This is a genomic window from Chitinophagales bacterium (assembly GCA_017303415.1).
Lineage (GTDB): Bacteria > Bacteroidota > Bacteroidia > Chitinophagales > Chitinophagaceae > SpSt-398.
The window spans coordinates 246,582-263,865 of record JAFLBJ010000002.1; the positions used below are offsets into that span (position 1 = coordinate 246,582).

Annotated in this window: 16 protein-coding genes; 9 read left to right on the forward strand and 7 right to left on the reverse strand. The window is 46.8% G+C overall.

The genetic code is table 11. The annotated features are described in order from the left end of the window. The first annotated feature begins 149 nt into the window (after window positions 1-149). The 5 genes from J0M30_14860 (at window position 150) to J0M30_14880 (ending at window position 3,410) form a co-directional block, all read left to right on the forward strand. On the forward strand, window positions 150-488 hold the full coding sequence (locus J0M30_14860) for a hypothetical protein (protein ID MBN8668776.1): 339 nt from the start codon (window positions 150-152) through the stop codon (window positions 486-488). A gap of 2 nt (window positions 489-490) precedes the next feature. Beyond that, on the forward strand, window positions 491-1,078 hold the full coding sequence (locus J0M30_14865; protein MBN8668777.1) for a hypothetical protein: 588 nt from the start codon (window positions 491-493) through the stop codon (window positions 1,076-1,078). Between the two features lie 15 nt (window positions 1,079-1,093). Further along, window positions 1,094-1,669: a hypothetical protein gene (locus tag J0M30_14870; GenBank protein ID MBN8668778.1), complete on the forward strand. Its 576-nt coding sequence runs from the start codon at window positions 1,094-1,096 to the stop codon at window positions 1,667-1,669. A 587-nt stretch (window positions 1,670-2,256) separates the two neighbouring features. Continuing rightward, complete coding sequence (locus J0M30_14875) at window positions 2,257-2,799, forward strand: hypothetical protein (protein MBN8668779.1); 543 nt, start codon at window positions 2,257-2,259, stop codon at window positions 2,797-2,799. Window positions 2,800-2,876: 77 nt separating this feature from the next. Next, window positions 2,877-3,410, forward strand: a complete 534-nt coding sequence (locus tag J0M30_14880) for a TIGR02594 family protein (GenBank protein ID MBN8668780.1) — start codon at window positions 2,877-2,879, stop codon at window positions 3,408-3,410. Between the two features lie 182 nt (window positions 3,411-3,592). Here J0M30_14880 and J0M30_14885 read toward each other — a convergent pair whose 3' ends face one another. From J0M30_14885 to J0M30_14900, 4 genes are all read right to left on the reverse strand, one after another. Further along, complete coding sequence (locus tag J0M30_14885; protein MBN8668781.1) at window positions 3,593-4,153, reverse strand: DUF4198 domain-containing protein; 561 nt, start codon at window positions 4,151-4,153, stop codon at window positions 3,593-3,595. Window positions 4,154-4,202: 49 nt separating this feature from the next. After that, window positions 4,203-5,012, reverse strand: coding sequence for an ATP-binding cassette domain-containing protein (locus J0M30_14890; GenBank protein ID MBN8668782.1), 810 nt, complete (start codon window positions 5,010-5,012; stop codon window positions 4,203-4,205). 2 nt (window positions 5,013-5,014) lie between these two features. Continuing rightward, on the reverse strand, window positions 5,015-5,752 hold the full coding sequence (locus J0M30_14895; GenBank protein ID MBN8668783.1) for an ABC transporter permease: 738 nt from the start codon (window positions 5,750-5,752) through the stop codon (window positions 5,015-5,017). A 358-nt stretch (window positions 5,753-6,110) separates the two neighbouring features. Further along, window positions 6,111-8,456, reverse strand: coding sequence for an NADP-dependent malic enzyme (locus J0M30_14900; protein MBN8668784.1), 2,346 nt, complete (start codon window positions 8,454-8,456; stop codon window positions 6,111-6,113). A gap of 90 nt (window positions 8,457-8,546) precedes the next feature. On the opposite strand from J0M30_14900, the gene J0M30_14905 reads away from it, so the two are divergent. Continuing rightward, window positions 8,547-9,458, forward strand: a complete 912-nt coding sequence (locus J0M30_14905; protein MBN8668785.1) for an ABC transporter ATP-binding protein — start codon at window positions 8,547-8,549, stop codon at window positions 9,456-9,458. Beyond that, a complete protein-coding gene (locus J0M30_14910; protein MBN8668786.1) occupies window positions 9,455-10,228 on the forward strand; it encodes an ABC transporter permease in 774 nt (257 codons plus the stop codon). Before J0M30_14905 ends, J0M30_14910 begins: the two co-directional genes overlap by 4 nt. A gap of 6 nt (window positions 10,229-10,234) precedes the next feature. Here the strand turns inward: J0M30_14910 and J0M30_14915 are convergent, their stop codons facing one another. From J0M30_14915 to deoC, 3 genes are all read right to left on the reverse strand, one after another. Next, window positions 10,235-11,413, reverse strand: coding sequence for an amidohydrolase (locus J0M30_14915; protein ID MBN8668787.1), 1,179 nt, complete (start codon window positions 11,411-11,413; stop codon window positions 10,235-10,237). A gap of 41 nt (window positions 11,414-11,454) precedes the next feature. Then, the gene (locus J0M30_14920; protein ID MBN8668788.1) at window positions 11,455-11,877 is read right to left on the reverse strand and encodes an SPOR domain-containing protein; all 423 of its coding nucleotides are present in this window, start codon (window positions 11,875-11,877) and stop codon (window positions 11,455-11,457) included. 61 nt (window positions 11,878-11,938) lie between these two features. After that, on the reverse strand, window positions 11,939-12,613 hold the full coding sequence (gene deoC / locus J0M30_14925; GenBank protein MBN8668789.1) for a deoxyribose-phosphate aldolase: 675 nt from the start codon (window positions 12,611-12,613) through the stop codon (window positions 11,939-11,941). A 103-nt stretch (window positions 12,614-12,716) separates the two neighbouring features. Here deoC and J0M30_14930 point away from each other — a divergent pair, with 103 nt between their 5' ends. Next, on the forward strand, window positions 12,717-15,770 hold the full coding sequence (locus J0M30_14930) for an amidohydrolase family protein (protein ID MBN8668790.1): 3,054 nt from the start codon (window positions 12,717-12,719) through the stop codon (window positions 15,768-15,770). 63 nt (window positions 15,771-15,833) lie between these two features. Then, window positions 15,834-17,144, forward strand: a complete 1,311-nt coding sequence (locus J0M30_14935; protein ID MBN8668791.1) for an amidohydrolase family protein — start codon at window positions 15,834-15,836, stop codon at window positions 17,142-17,144. Window positions 17,145-17,284: the final 140 nt, after the last annotated feature.

Below are 17,284 nucleotides of genomic sequence, written 5' to 3' on the forward strand. Positions count from 1 at the left end.
CTTAGTAAAACGACTTTGCAAGATTGGGCTAGCATCGCAACTATAATATCCGCATTGGTCACCATAGGATTCCAATTTTATCGTAATCGTAAAAACAAAAAACGAAGGTCATGAACCAACATTATTTTCAAGTGATTATCGCTTTCATTTTGGCTCAAGCTCTGATGACTGCCATTGTGGTTTATAACTACCAAAAAGAAAAGGCGATACCGTATGGCAAGGCGCTGAGTACATATATCAATGCCGAGGTCGGGTACTACATTATTGGGTTTGTAGGCATTTTTTCCATCATGTTCTTATTGTCTGATTGGATAGACTTGTCTATAACCAAGGATGACCTTCGTAGTCTTGAAACTAGGTCCTGGAAGGAAAACCTTCAGCTATACTTTAAGACTTCATCATTTGGTATCGGTGCATTTGTTCAGTACCTGGCTTTCAAGTTCCGCACCACTGGTAAGAAAGCCATCGATAACGCAATTAAAGACTAACCATGAAAAAAGATATCATCATATTACTTGCCTCCATTGCTATGGCCGCGGCGAGCTGTACCGGTTGCCGGGTTTCAAAAGACCTTCACAAGTCAACTGTGGATAGTACTAGTTACTTCCGCGATCAGTCAGTCCGGATTAAGGACAGTTTAAATCGCCTTGATTCAGTACATAAGGAGGTATTAAATAGCTGGCTTGAATTCGGAGCTGTCTTCCAGGAAGAGTGTCCTCCCTGTGACACGGTAAAAGGAACTGGCTCAAATGATCACCACACCGGTCCATTGGTGGACCCGTTGGATTACATGCCAACGACCAAAATTGAGACCCGACCAGATGGAACGATTTTACTCCAAACCCGACAGCGATTGAAAGCGCTCAACCTGAATTATTCAACCCTGGCCAGCCGGTACGATAGCGTGCGCAAGGTGATCAAGGTGAAAGACAGCACGATTATGGACCTTGAGAAGAAAGTAGAGCTATCCAAAAAGGAAAAGACACTCCACATAGAGAAGGAGTGGTACATACCTTGGTGGATATGGTTGATCGTGGCCGGATTGTCAATCCTCTGGATACGGAAGCAGTTTTTTTAATTTAAAAATACAACTATGCAAATTTCATGGAATTTCTTACCTCTTTACGGATTCTGGCTTTTCGGAATCGTATTATTATTTCTCTGGCTTAAAAATCGAAACAGTAAGACCGAGTTTAGAGACGTATGGTCAAGCCTGTTATTGGGGGCTGTTGTCGGCTTCCTTGCCGCTTTTGCTGCTGACAAGCTGAACCTGCACCATTTTATGTTCTGGATTGCGTATGTAGCAGCGGGAGCCTATCTGACATATCGGTTACTCAACAAGCAGTACACCACGAAAAGTATGTATTGGATCGTGCCGCTTTCAATGATGTTTACCGGTTGCGGCAAATTTTCGGATGGCACATCTGTATGGTCAGAAGGACTTTGGATTATCCCAACGCTCACCTTTATCGGTGGTCTGATCTTCCTTTATTTCGGATATCGGGCAAGCCGATCTGGGTCTGAACGGTACGAAAAAGTGAACGGCGTGGACAAGCTGGTAAGCAGTGATGAAAATGTACCATTGCACAAAACCGGCCAATTTGTTTTTGCCGTGATCCTGTTTCTGGCAACCATCGGTATCATTATTTGGCAGAATCTCGAAAAGTAACAGCTTACCTATATGGGAAATCCTGATTATGAAATATTTTTTGCTGGCGTGTGGTGCGGAATTATGTTGAGCCTTCTTTTCCGTCTGTATAAAAAAATCTGGAAGGAAGGGTGTTGATTGCTTTTGCAACGATATGGCTATTGGTTGTCCTGATCTGGAAACTTGCTGACAATTTTAACAGGTGGGTAAGGTTTAAACCAGTTAATCATGTCGGCCAATGGTGGATAGTTGTTGGTTGGTCTATTCCTTCGCTTATTGTGTTTTCATCGAGGTTAGACTTACCTATATGGCAACAATTTCTATTAAGCTGGGCAATGATGGGTTCTGTGTTTATGTCTCTTTTCAATGGTATTTACAATGTCATTCGCAGACGGTCACTTAAAAAAAGAGACTACAATATCCGACCAGATTATTTGAAGTGGTTTTATTTGGCTAAGAACACAAGTAAGGAAAAGAGCCTGCTAGATGAAATTTGGCTCTGGTTACCCAAGTGGGTGTATGTCGTTTTTATGACGGTGGTTCCGGTTGGGTTGATTGTGCTTTACGCAATAAATGTTATTTGATTGATTTTACCGAAATGAACCCAAATGGATTTAGAAAATTACAATAACATCAAAAACCAAGTCATCGAACACGGCTATGAGCATGATATCAAATGGCAAGAAAATGTGACTGAATGCACGAATCAATACGAGTTTTTTTTTGAAACCTGTTGGGTTATTTTAAATAGCGGGATGAAGGAACAAATTGCCAGAAAGATATGGGAAAGAATCAAAAAAGCATGGGAGGACGGCGTTGATATTTCAGAGGTTTTCAAACACAATGGGAAGGTTAAGGCAATAAAGTATGTAGAGGAAAATCAATCTAGGCTTTTTGAAGAATATGTGTTAGCGGAAAATAAAATTGATTACCTAAAAACAATCCCATTTATAGGCAATATAACCTGCTACCATTTGGCTAAAAACCTAGGGCATGATTGCGTAAAACCAGACAGGCATTTGGTAAGAGTAGCGAAAACTTATAATGAAACGCCAGATAGTCTTTGCGAAAAAATAAGTAAGCAATCGGGAGATAGAAAATGTGTAGTAGATATTGTTTTATGGAGGGCTTGCAATTTGGGCATTCTGTGATGAAAAAACAAATCGACCCAAAACCAAAGACAATTCGTATTTCTACCTTGATATTTCTGTAACCCCTTTAATCGTAAATGATGGTACTACCCAAACAGTACGAATACCTGGCGAGTGAGCCGGGCCCGAAAATGCTGATCGAGGCATTGAAGTTATTAGGCACAAAGGAGATAACCGGAAAAAAACACTCACCGGAAATACTTGAATGGGCAGATGAACTTGAATTGGAAAATCTGTACTCAAACGATGAGATTCCTTGGTGTGGACTATTTGTGGCAATTGTGGCCAAACGGGGAGAAAAGGAAGTGCCCAAAAACCCTCTATGGGCTTTAAACTGGCAACACTTTGGCCGTCCCGTTAAAGATGCCATGCTGGGAGATGTGTTAGTTTTCCGGCGTAAGTCCGGGGGGCATGTGGGTCTGTATGTTGGAGAGGACAGGACAGCCTACCATGTTTTAGGAGGCAATCAAGGGAATGAGGTCAATATAACCAGGATACTGAGGAATCGACTTCATGCAATTAGAAGGCCAACTTGGAAAATAGCGCAACCGGCGAATGTCAGAAAAATATTCCTGAACACTCAGGGCCACGTATCCACAAACGAGGCATAAAGTAGCTGCGATTTTGCAGTAACCCAAAGGTGGTACTCTGGGTTAGTAATCGTTTCTCATAAGCAGTTGGTTTTAGTGCCTGCCCCGTGTCTACGGGGGAGGCTTTTTTTGTTGGAGGCCGCAAGGTTAAAATATTGGTTTCGGGATTGAATTTCGGCTATTTTTGACGTTATGCCGGAGATTCAAAATAGGCACTTTTTAAATTTCGGACATGGATTTTTTAAATTTCCGGCCTTAAGTGGGAGTGCGGTCGCGGTCTTAAACACATTGTTTTGGATAGAACCGATCTGGAGCAGTGTTTTTGAACAACGCTGATAATATTCGCGACCTATGCTGTCGGTCTCCCCATACTCAGCGCGATAGCGAATGGTATTTTCCAGCCCGTCTTCCTTTAAATATTCGGTGAATTTCGCGGGCTCCAGTTCAATAAAAGAGTTGGTGCTGTTAAAGGCGATTAAGGCATTTCCTTCGTCGTAGATATTTAATTGGAGGGAGTCGCCACTGGCCCCGGTGATATGGTCGGAGATATTGGCTTGCACGCCACCATAATAGAGTTGGAGGGAATTGATCTTTTCTTTGTTGCCTTTCCAGTTCTCCCCTTCAAAGTTCTCACCCACATAGAACCGGATATTAACGGATTCGCCTCTTTTATAAATGAATTTTTCCGGTTGGAGCCAAAACTCGTGCGCGCTGGTCAATATCAGGAGAATCAAAAGGAGTGAATAGTTCCCTATTTTTCTCATGGGTGATAAATTATTAATTATTGATTATGGGGTAATTGAAATTAATAATTCACTTCAGCAGATCATCCATATTCCGGTCATTCGAAATCTTTCCTCTTTCTTCCAGCATCCGCATTTCTTTGGCATCTTTAAGGAATTCCGAAGCGAATATGAAGTCGTTGAGTCGCTGATTTTTACTAAATATGATCTCGCGTTTACTGCCTTCCCATTCCTTACGCCCCTGGTACATATAGAGGATATAGTCACCGGTTTCCATTACGCTGTTCATATCATGCGTATTCACCACGGTGGTGATATTGTATTCTTTGGTGATCTCCTGGATCAGTTTATCGATCACCATGGCGGTTTGGGGATCCAACCCGGAATTGGGTTCATCCACAAAAAGGTATTTGGGATTGAGGACAATGGCCCGGGCGATGCCCACCCTTTTTTTCATCCCGCCACTGAGTTCGGCCGGAAATTTCTTATTGGTATCTTTCAGGTTCACGCGATCCAGCACCTCATTCACCCGTTCCAGCTTTTTGGAAAAAGAATCCCGGGTGAACATGTTCAGCGGGAACATGACATTCTCTTCTACGGTTAAACTATCAAATAAAGCAGAGCCCTGAAAAAGCATACCGATCTCTTTCCGGATCTCGGTCTTTTCAGCCCGGCTCATTTGAATAAAATCATGTCCATGATAAAGGATCTCCCCCTGTTCGGGGACAAAAAGCCCGACCATGCATTTCATCAAAACGGTCTTACCACTTCCGCTTGTGCCAATGATAAGGTTGCATTGTCCTGCCTTCATCACGGAGCTGACATCTTCGATTACGACCTTGTCGTTAAAACTCTTCTTTATGTTCTTTAATTCGATCATGGTTACAAGAGTAGGGCGGCGAGTACATAGTCAGCAAAAAGGATGAGTATACAACTGATCACCACCGCGCGGGTACTTGACCTGCCGATCTCCAGGGCTCCTCCTTTTACATAATATCCAAAGTAAGCGGGTATGCTGGAAAGAATAAAGGCAAAAGTGTAGGCTTTGGCCAGAGCAAAGATGACATTGAAGGGCATAAAGCCATCCAGCAGACCCTTGTCAAAGGTGCTGTTGGAAAGGATATTGGCCGCAGAGCCGGCCAACCGGCCTCCCCAGATTCCCAGAACCGCGGCGATCACCACAAGCATCGGAATCACCACGAGGGCGCCCAATACTTTGGGTAAAATGAGATAGGTTTTTGTGTTGACCCCCATGATTTCCAGGGCGTCGATCTGTTCACTCACCCGCATATTCCCCAATTCACTCGCGATCTTACTGCCTACCACACCGGCCAGTACAATACATACCAGGGTAGGGGCAAATTCAAGTATCACGGTATCGCGTACGATCTGGGCGATGGTTGACTTGGGAATGATCGGACTGATCAACTGATAGGCGGTTTGAACCGTAGATACCGCACCCATGAAGAAAGAGATGATGATCACGATACCCAGGGAGCCGATCCCGATCTCGGAGCACTGGTGCATAAATTCCTTCCAGTACATCTTGGCGTTCTCCGGGCGTGAGAACATGCCTTTGATCATTAATAGGTAACGGCCTATGTCGGTGAAAATGGTCATATTGGTGAGTCAAAGATAGGGGAAATGGGGGAGGGATGGAGGATGTTGGAGGTTGGATGTTGGAGGTTGGATGACAGAGGACAGATGACAGATGACGGATGACAGATGACGGATGACGGATGTCGGATGTTGGATGTTGGAGGGCGGAAGACTGTTGCCAATTAAAAGAGTTCCAATTTGAAATGACATTTCGGATTAAAGTCGGTCATCCGTCATCCGTCATCAGTCATCCAACCTCCAACATCCGACATCCAACATCCAACATCCGTCATCTGTCATCTGTCATCAATCATCAGTCATCCAACCTCCAACATCCGTCATCCGTCATCCGTCATCCGTCATCAGTCCTCCGCCCGCCCTACTCCTCATACTCCTTCACCACCCTCGACCTTTTCCACCACTTGGAGGTCTTTACGATCTCGCGGGTGAGGGTCTTGGTCTTGGTTTGTGCATCTACCGCAGCAATGATGGCCATATTGACGATGCTTCGCACTGAACTACCCAATTGAAGGATATGTACAGGCTTTTTAAGTCCCAGGAGGATGGGACCAATAGCATCTGCTGTTCCCAGTTCCTTAAGCAGGTTATAGGCCACGTTGCCCGAGGCCAAATTGGGGAAGATCAGGGTATTAACATCTTTGTCGACCAATTCGGAGAATGGGTAATTGTCTTTTATGAGCTCTTTATTAAAGGCGACGCTGGCCTGCATTTCTCCATCCACGATAAGGGAGGGCATTTTTTGTTTGACGATCTCCCGGGCTTTGGCTACCAGCCGCGCTTCGGGTGAATTGCTGCTTCCAAAATTGGAATAGCTCAGCATCGCGATCCGCGGGGTGATATTGAAATTGCGAATTTCGCGGGCCACCAGCAGGGTGATCTCGGCCAATTCCTCGGCCGTTGGGTTGAAATTCACCGTTGTGTCGGCAAAGAAAAGCGGGCCTTTATTGGTCAGCATGAGGTACATACCTGCTATCTTCTGGGTACTGTCCTCGGTGCCGATGGCTTGCAGGGCAGGTTTGATCGTATCGGGATAGTTCCGGGTCAGTCCGGAGATCATGGCATCCGCATCGCCACATTCCACCATCATACAACCAAAGTAGTTACGGTCGCGCATGATCTTTCTGGCCTCATAGGCGTTGAAGCCTTTTCTCCCTCTTTTTTTGAAAAACAGGTCCGCATATTCCGTTCTTTTTTCTTCGGTATCCTCGCTGCGGGGATCCAGAATGGGTAAACCTTCCAGGTCAACGCTGTTGGCTTCGGCGATGGTGCGAATTTTGGATTCATCGCCTAACAGGATGGGGTAACCGATTCCTTCATCAAAGATGATCTGGGCGGCTTTGAGGATCTTGACATTGTCTGCCTCGGCAAATACAATTCGTTTGGGATCTTTCCGGGCCTTGTTACCGAGTACACGAAGCACCTGGTTATCGAGCCCCAGGCGTTTATTGAGTTCGTTGCTGTATGCTTCCCAATCCTGAATGACATGTTTGGCCACTCCGCTTTCAATGGCGGCTTTGGCTACCGCGGGAGCCACGGTAGAGAGCAAACGGGGATCAAGGGGTTTTGGAATGATATAAGCAGGCCCAAAACTGATATTCTGTTCATTATACGCCATGTTCACAATATCAGGCACAGGCGTTTTGGTAAGATCGGCGAGCGCTTTTACGGCAGCCAGTTTCATGGCTTCATTAATAGCGGTGGCGCGTACATCCAGGGCCCCGCGGAAGATATAAGGGAACCCCAATACATTATTTACCTGGTTGGGATAATCACTCCGCCCCGTGGCCATGATCAGGTCTTTTCGCGTTTCCGTGGCATCTTCCCAGGTGATCTCGGGATCAGGGTTGGCCATGGCAAATACGATCGGGTTCTTTGCCATTACCTTGACCATTTCCCGGGTTACCACATTTCCTTTACTCAGGCCGATGAATACATCACAATCTTTAAAGGATTCAGCCAGGGTCATATTCTTTCCTTTGGCGGCCAATCCTTTTTTGAGATCATCCAGGTCAGTACGGCTTTCATGGATCAGTCCCTTTGAATCAAAGACCAGGAAATTCTCAATTCTTGCCCCGAGGGATTGGTAGAGACGCATACAGGAAACAGCGGCTGCACCCGCCCCATTGACCACAAACTTCACTTTTTCTATTTTTTTCTTCTGTATTTCGAGGGCATTCAGCAAGGCAGCGGCACTGATGATGGCCGTTCCATGCTGGTCATCGTGCATGATCGGGATCTTCAGCTGTTTTTTCAGTTCAGTTTCTATGTAAAAACATTCCGGCGCCTTGATGTCTTCCAGGTTTACTCCACCAAAAGTGGGTTCCAGGGCTTTAACGATCTGGACAAACTTTTCAGGATCTTTTTCATTGATCTCGATGTCAAACACATCAATGTCAGCAAATATTTTGAAGAGTACCCCTTTCCCTTCCATCACCGGTTTCCCGGCTTCGGGTCCAATATCGCCCAAACCCAAAACGGCTGTCCCATTGCTGATAACGGCCACCAGGTTTCCTTTGGCGGTATATTTATATACATCATCGGGATTGGCGGCTATTTCTTTACAAGGTTCGGCTACCCCGGGGCTATAGGCCAGGGAAAGATCACGCTGGGTCTTGGCTTCTTTTGTGGGGATCACTTCGATCTTACCGGGTCTTCCTTTCGAGTGGTACTCAAGCGCCTGTTGTTTTCTTAGTTCATTCTGCATGTTGATCGCGTTGGAGAAATGCAATTTACAAAATAATACCACCCATCATTTTTTATTGTGATGTTTCATACATACCCTTATTTTCGTCCCATGTCAGTGATAATAAAAACAGAGAAACTCAATTTCTCTTTTCAAACGGGGGTAAGAACACTTGATGAGGTGCATCTTTCGGTCCCCAAGGGGAGTATTTACGGATTTCTTGGCCCCAATGGTGCCGGAAAGACCACCACGCTCCGTCTTTTGCTGGGCTTGCTTCGCAATCAGCAAGGGACGATCGAATTGTTTGGACAAAATTTCACCGAACACCGGATCGAGATACTCCGGAAACTGGGTTCGCTGATCGAACAGCCTTCGCTTTACGGGCATCTAACGGCCCGGGAAAACCTGGAAGTGTACCGGGTGGTCCATCAATGCGAGAAGTCACGTATCCCGGAAGTGTTAAAGATCGTTGGCCTGGAGAATACAGGAAAAAAGAAAGCCCGTCAGTTTTCACTGGGGATGAAACAACGCTTGTCCATTGCTATTGCCTTATTACACCAGCCTGAGTTACTGGTGCTGGATGAACCCACCAACGGCCTTGACCCCAATGGGATCATTGAAGTGCGTGAGCTAATTAAAAACCTGAACAAAGAATTTGGTACCACGATCCTGGTCTCAAGTCATATCCTGAGTGAAGTGGAAAAGATGGCCACCCATGTGGGAATCATCCACAAGGGTAAATTACTGTTTCAGGGAACGATGGGCGAATTGCAGCAAATGAAGAGTAAAAACACCGGCATTGAAGTGGATACAAGTGATAATACACGCGCTGCCGAGTTGCTTAAGCCAAATTATACCGTGACCATTGCGGATGGCCATTTATTGCTGCCCATTCAGGACAAACAACAGGCTGCAGCCGTCAACCGTCAGTTGGTGACACAGGGGATCGAAGTGTATTCCCTTCACCCGCAACACAGCAACCTTGAACAACTATTTCTTGACATTACCTCCAACAACGCATGAGCACGCTGATCCATTCCATACAATCCGACATCATCAAAACAAAACGCAGTTCAGCCTTTTGGCTGAGCCTGATCGGTTCCATTTTTATCCCGATTATTTTCTTTTTGATGTACACGTTTAAGCCAGAGCCATTTATCAAAGACCTCGGTGAAAACCCCTGGTTTGTCCATTTTAACCGTGGATGGCAATCGCTTTCAGGTTTTTTATTGCCCATGTTTGTTATCTTGACCTGTAGCCTGATGATGCAGATCGAGTATAAGAACAATACCTGGAAACAGGTTTTTGCTTCGCCACAAACCCTCAGTAATGTATTCTTTTCTAAAATGATCTCCATTCATACGATGATCATTTTCTGTATCCTGCTTTTTAATGTATTTATGATTGCTTCGGCCCTGATGACAAACCTGCTGAACAGTAAATTTTTGTTTCTGAGTCGTCCCTTTGCCCTTACAGCCGTCCTGAAAATGAGTTTGAAAACCTATGTTTCCATTCTGGCTATCCTGGCGATCCAATACTGGCTAAGCCTTCGTTTGCGCAACTTCATAGCCCCGATCGGTATCGGCTTGGGATTATTGATCACATCCCTGATCCTGATGCAATGGGAGCATATTGATAAAATGCCTTATGCCTTTCCGTTGCTCACCTTTATGAAAGGTAAACCGGAGGGGAGCAGTTTCTTCCTGCGACATGAATATTATTCGATGGGGTTATTTGTGGTGCTTACAGGACTGGCACTTTGGGACCTGAGCCGGAGAAAGGAACGGGGATAAGAAGGATCAGGGTTGTACAGCCATCCAGGCCATGATACCCATGCCTGTTTCAATGGCCCTTTCATCGATATTAAAAACGGGCGTATGTACACCGGCTGAAATGCCTTTGGCTGCATTACCAACACCTAAACGGAAAAAGCAACCGGGTATGAGTTGAGAATAGTAGCCAAAATCTTCAGCACCCATGCGTAGTTCGGTCTCGCTTACTTTTTCAGCGCCCTGGAATTGGCGGGCGGCCTCCATGGCTTTTTTATGCAGGTCTTCGTTATTGTACACATTGGGATAACCCACATCGATATGCAGGTCCACTTCGGCACCAAGGCTTGTGACCAGTTCCTGGCAAATCTTGCGGATCCATTCATGTGCCTGAAACCGCCATTCTTCTTCCATGGCCCGAAAGGTGCCCATTAATTTAACTTCACTGGGAATAACATTGGTGGTGTATCCACCCTGAAACGACGTGATGGTCAGTACCGAGGGGTGAAAAGGATTGGCTTTCCGGCTCACCACTTGTTGCAAAGCCACCACCAATTGGGAGGCTACATGAATGGTATCGACGGTGAGGTGTGGAGAAGCGGCATGCCCGCCTTTTCCTTTTATGGTAATGTAAAGTTCATCTGCACTGGCCATTACTTTACCCGCCCTGAAACTCAGGGTCCCGGCTTCCATACCCGGATGTACATGGAGGGCATAGATGGCTTCGGGTTTGGGGTTTTCCAATACACCTTCTTTGATCAGGAGGCTGGCTCCACCAGGATTTTTTTCTTCACCGGGCTGAAAGATCAGTTTTACTGTTCCTTCCCACTCGTCCTTTGTTTCGGCCAAAATTTTTGCTGCACCAAGTAAACAGGTGGTATGTACATCGTGTCCGCAGGCATGCATGATACCCGGATGAACCGATTTATAGGGAACGTCGTTTTCTTCCTGAATGGGGAGGGCATCCATGTCGGCCCGAAGGGCCACGGTCTTCTTCTCCGGGTTGCGGCCTTTGATCAAACCTGCGACCCCTGTTTCCGCCATGATGGTAAAAGGAATACCCCAGCTTTTGAGTTTTTGCTGAACGAATTTAGAGGTCTCAAATTCTTTATAGCTCAACTCCGGATGCGCATGCAGGTGATGGCGAACCTCAATGAATTCAGGGGAATATTGTTGGGCGAGTGATTTGATCTTTGACTGGAGAGACATTGGGCAAAGTTAACCAGGATTTTTTAGCTTTTAGCTGCTTATCAATTGTCAGATTCTGGATCTTCCAGTTTGACCTCAATGATGTCATTGATGATAAAGACCCCTTTCGGGAAATAGGCGGCCATTTTTTTACGGTATTCATCGGCATCCTTCCGGTCACGGAAATTGCCCACTTTCAATTTAAAGAAGGGGGATTGCCAGATGAGATAGGGTCTTAATTCAGGGAAGTAGGTATAGACCTTGGTCTTGGCGGCCAGGGCTTCTTCACGGTTATTGGTATTGATCACAAGAAGTCTGTACCCTTTGATGTTCTTTCGGGCTTCGCGGGTGGTCTCTTCATTGATCTGGATCTGTTTTTTTATAAGTATATCGAGACGGGGATCTTTGTGTACGATGACCGTACCAGAATCCAGGGGTTTATCCAGGGAATTTTGTGCGGTCGCATGGGTCAGCGAGAAGATCAGGATGATGGCAAATAATGGTTTCATTTGTTTTTCAATTGTGCAAAAATCATTCCATGAATGATCAATAATTTCCGGTGACTAACCCCGGGTCATTTTGAACGATGGCTACCGAAGCGCTGCACCCCAATCGGTCGGCACCGGCGGCCACCAATTGTTGAGCAAAATCAAAGGTCCGGATACCTCCGGAGGCTTTTATCCTGATACCAGACGGGAGGTGGGTACGCATAAGTTGCACGGCTTCCACACTGGCGCCTTTTTCGGCATATCCGGTGGAGGTTTTCAGGTAGTCGATCCCGGCTTCGCCATAGATCTCGCAGCAGCGAATGATCTCTTCCTGGCTGAGAATACCACTTTCGATAATGACCTTGAGGACTTTCGACTTGGAGCGAACCACTTCGAGCAGGAGCAGTACCTCCCTTTTCAGGTAATCCCAATCCTTCCCTTTCAGGGCGATCAGGTTGATCACCATATCGATCTCATCGGCCCCATCCACAATGGCCAGCACGGTCTCCGCTACTTTGGCCTCAATCGCTGAATATCCAAAAGGGAATCCAATGACCGTGGCCACCTGTACGGGTGTGGGAGACAATATTTCTTTACACCTTTTGACAAAAGGGGGAGGTACACAAACGGCCGCAAATCCATAGGTAACGGCTTCGGTGCAGAGTTGTTCCACCTCGGCAATGGTGGTGGTTGGTTTTAAGATGGTATGGTCGATCCGGGACGCGATTCCCATAAGGGCTTTTTTTTTAAATAAATAAGTACCTTGTCGGAGGTAATAGTCCATTTTATCATCAAATGGGCTATTCACACACTAAAGTAAAACAAAACCATCGTTTATGAGAAAACGCTCGTCCAGGGCCCTGGTCTGGGGGTTATTGCTGTTCCCCATGTTCCTCGGGGCTCAGACCACCTTCCCGGTCAACGGGGTAGCCGAACCAACTGACAAGGCTTATGCATTTACCAACGCCATTATTGTTAAAGATGCCTCCACCACGTTGCAGAATGCCACGCTGGTGATCAAACAGGGGCGGATCGTTGCGGTAGGAACCGGCATTGCTGTTCCGGCCGGTGCGATCGTTGTAGATTGCAAAGGGAAGTTTATCTATCCCTCTTTCATTGATATTTATACCAATTATGGCCTTCCGGCTCCCCAACGGGCGCAGGCAGGGTTTAACTTTTTTGGAGCGGCCCAACTCACTTCCAATCAAAAGGGAGCTTATGGATGGAACCAGGCACTCCGGACCGATGTGGATGCCGGGCGTCTCTTTGCCGCCGATGCGACAAAAGCCAAACAATTACGTGATCTTGGTTTCGGTACCGTGCTGACCCATCAAATGGATGGGATCGCGAGAGGAACCGGAGCGGTTGTGACCCTGGCCGATGAAAAGGAGAATTTGACCATGGTCAAGCCTCGTGCCACGGCTCATTATTCCCTGAGCAGGGGAACCTCCACCCAGTCTTATCCCTCTTCGATGATGGGTACCATCGCCTTGTTGCGTCAAACTTTTTATGACGCGCAATGGTATAAATCAAAACCAGCCGCAGAAGGAGTGAACCTGTCCCTGCAATACTTTAACGAAGGACTCAGCCTGCCTCAGATCTTTGAGGCCAATGATAAATGGAATGTACTTCGGGCGGATAATATCGGCACCGAATGGGGTGTGAAATTCATTTTCAAAGCCGGGGGCAATGAATACCAGCGGATCGCTGAAATGAGAGCCACCAATGCTTCCTTTATTTTACCCCTGAACTATCCGGCCGCTATGGATGTGGATGACCCCAATGATGTACGCTTTGTGGGGTTGGATGACCTCAAGCACTGGGAACTGGCTCCGGGTAATGCCGCTGCTTTTGAAAAGGCGGGTATAAATTTCTGCCTGACCACCTCAGACCTGACGAATACCACTGAGTTTGCCGCCAATTTGCGCAAGGCCATTGAATATGGCCTGACAGAGAAAGCAGCCTTGGAAGCGTTGACCAAAAATCCAGCCACCCTCCTTGGAATTTATGATCAGGTAGGAAGTCTGGATGCTGGCAAATGGGCCAATTTCGTTATCACCAATGGTCCTGTTTTTAATGAAAAAACGGTGGTACATCAAAACTGGGTGCAGGGGCATCGTTATGATGTGAAGAATGATAGCTGGTATGATGTAAAAGGAACCTACCAATTCATCACCAAAGGCAGTGTTCAGAAAAATTTTCAATTGGAATTGAAAGAGGGCGGCGCGGCTTCTTTTATTGCGCAGGATACACTGACGGGAAAATATACCTACAATGGAAAATTGGTCAAACTCAGCTATACGGAAGGTCGTGGGCCACGTGCCAAAGAGACCATCATGAGCGGGGTGGCCAATGATCCACAAAACTGGACAGGGTCAGGAACAGATGCGGATGGTAAACCATTTACCTGGACAGCCAGTATGACGGCACCCCTGGTCGCCAAATCCGACAGTGCGCGTGGGCCACGTCCGGTGGAAGTGGGTAAGGTAACCTATCCCTTCCTCGCTTATGGACAAGAACAACTTCCAGGCCAGGAGACCATACTTATTAAAAATGCTACTGTTTGGACCAATGAAAAAGAAGGGGTGCTGAGTAATACCGATGTGCTGTTGAAAGGTGGAAAGATCGCGGCCATCGGAAAGAACCTGAGCGACCCCGCGGCAAAAGTGATTGATGGAACGGGTAAGCACCTTTCTGCCGGCATCATTGATGAGCATTCGCATATTGCAGCCGCTTCGATCAATGAGGGTGGCCAATCCGTTACTTCCGAAGTACGGATCGGTGATAACCTGAACCCGGATGATATAAATATCTATCGCCAATTAAGTGGAGGCGTAACTTCCTCGCATATCCTGCATGGTTCGGCCAATACCATTGGGGGCCAGACCCAGTTGATCAAATTGCGTTGGGGTGCCAATGCGGAAGGCCTGAAATTCAAAGGCGCCGATGGATTTATCAAATTTGCCCTTGGAGAAAATGTAAAACGCTCTTCCGCTACACAGGGCAACACCCGTTTCCCCGATACCCGGATGGGTGTGGAGCAGGTACTGACCGATGCCTTCCAACGCGCGACTGATTACCAAAATCAATGGAAGGAAGCCGAAGCAAATAATAAAAAGAAAGGCGCCACACCGATCGTGGTGCGTCGTGACCTGGAACTCGATGCGCTGGTGGAGATCATGAATAAGAAACGTTTCATCACATGTCACTCCTATGTACAGAGTGAGATCACAGCCACGATGCGTGTAGCCGAGCGGTATGGATTCCCGGTAAATACATTTACCCACATCCTGGAAGGATATAAAGTAGCGGACAAGATGAAAGCACACGGGGCCAATGCTTCAACCTTTAGTGACTGGTGGGAATACAAAATGGAAGTAATCGACGCTATTCCTTACAATGCCACCATCATGCAGAAAGTAGGATTGAACGTGGCGATCAACTCCGACGATGCTGAAATGGCCCGCCGGCTTAATCAGGAAGCGGCCAAGAGTGTGAAGTATGGAGGAATGGGTGAGGAAGATGCCTTGAAAATGGTTACCCTCAATCCCGCCAAGATGCTTCATGTAGATGACAAGGTAGGCAGTATCAAGATCGGGAAAGATGCCGATGTGGTGTTGTGGAGTGATAACCCGCTCAGCATTTATGCCGTAGCGCAATACACCATTGTTGATGGCACGATCTATTTTAGTCGTGATATGGACAAAGAACTTCGCCAGAAAAACCAGGAAGAAAAGAACCGTATCATCGCTAAGATGGCGGCCGCCAAACGCGCACCGGGTGCCAATCCGGGAAATTTCCAACGCGCGCGTCCCCGTTTCGAAGTGATGCATACCTGCAGTGAGCATGCACACGAGCATGGTTTGTTGGTGGTAGAAGGAGAGGAATAATGAGAAGCTATGGGCCTTTAGCTGTTAGCTTTTCGCACAAGTAATTATTATAAAATTGAAACAATGAAAAAGTTACTCTTAATATTTCTTTCGATCGGCCTGCTGAGTGGCATACAGGCCCAGGAGAATGTATATCCTGCGCCGGCGCAGAAGGGCCTGCTGTTTATTACCCATGCTACCATCCATGTAGGTAATGGCACGGTGATCAATGATGGTACGATCAAGGTTATGGATGGAAAGATTCAGGAAGTAGGGACGAATATCGCTGTCCCGTCCGGTGATGTAACCGTGTATGATGTAAAAGGGAAGCATGTCTATCCCGGGCTGATCCAGGCCAGTTCTTCGCTGGGTTTAGTCGAGGTGAGCAGCATTCGTGCCACCAGTGATGTGAATGAAATTGGGGAAATGAACCCGAATATCCGCTCCATCGTAGCGTATAATACCGATTCGAAGGTGACCAATACTCTTCGGAATAACGGCATATTGTTATCCAACGTTGTACCGGGTGGCAGCCTGATCACAGGGTCATCCTCTGTGGTGCAACTGGATGCCTGGAACTGGGAAGATGCGGCCTATGTAATGGATAATGGGATTCATTTTCAAATGCCTTCCTTGTTGGCGCGTCGTGGTGGCCGGGGTGGTTTTGGCGGATTTGGACAACAACCGGCAGGTGACCCGGTGCAAAGGGCCCTGGATCAAATTGAATCGGTGAAAGCTTTCTTTCGGGAGGCCAAGGCTTACCTGGCAGAATCAAAACATGCCGAGGTGAATCTGAAATATGAAGCTGTAAAAGGGTTGTTTGAAAAGAAGCAAAAACTCTTTGTGCATTGTGATATCGTGAAACAAATGTTGATCGCCCTGGATTTTGCCAAGGAGTTTGGGTTCCAGATCGTGATCGTGGGTGGGAGTGATAGCTGGCAGATCGCTGAGCTGTTAAAGGCCAACAATGTACCTGTCATCCTGAACCAGATGCATAGTCTGCCTACTTTGATCGATGATGATGTGGACCAACCTTATAAGACACCCGCGTTGTTGCAAAAAGCCGGGGTACTCTTTGCGATCAATGATGAGGATGGGCAGTTTCGTGGCCGCAACCTGGCCTTTAATGCAGGTACGGCCGCTGCTTACGGGTTAAGCAAAGAAGAAGCCTTGTCCGCCATTACGTTGAATGTAGCGAAGATCCTTGGTATCGATGACCGCACCGGGTCAATTGAAAAAGGAAAGGATGCAAACATTGTGGTATGCGAAGGCGATATCCTTGATATGCGTAGCCAGCTCATTACCGATGCTTTTATCCAGGGTCGTAAGGTCAGCCTGGATGACAAGCAGAAACAATTGTTTGAGCGATATAAGTATAAGTATGGGGTGAAGTGAGGGGAGAGACGTGAGACGTGAGACGTGAGGCGTGAGGCGTGAGGGGAGAGACGTGAGACGTGAGGCGTGAGACGTGAGTAAAACTCACGATTCACGTCTCACGATTCACGTCTCACGATTCATCTCTCACGCCTCACGTT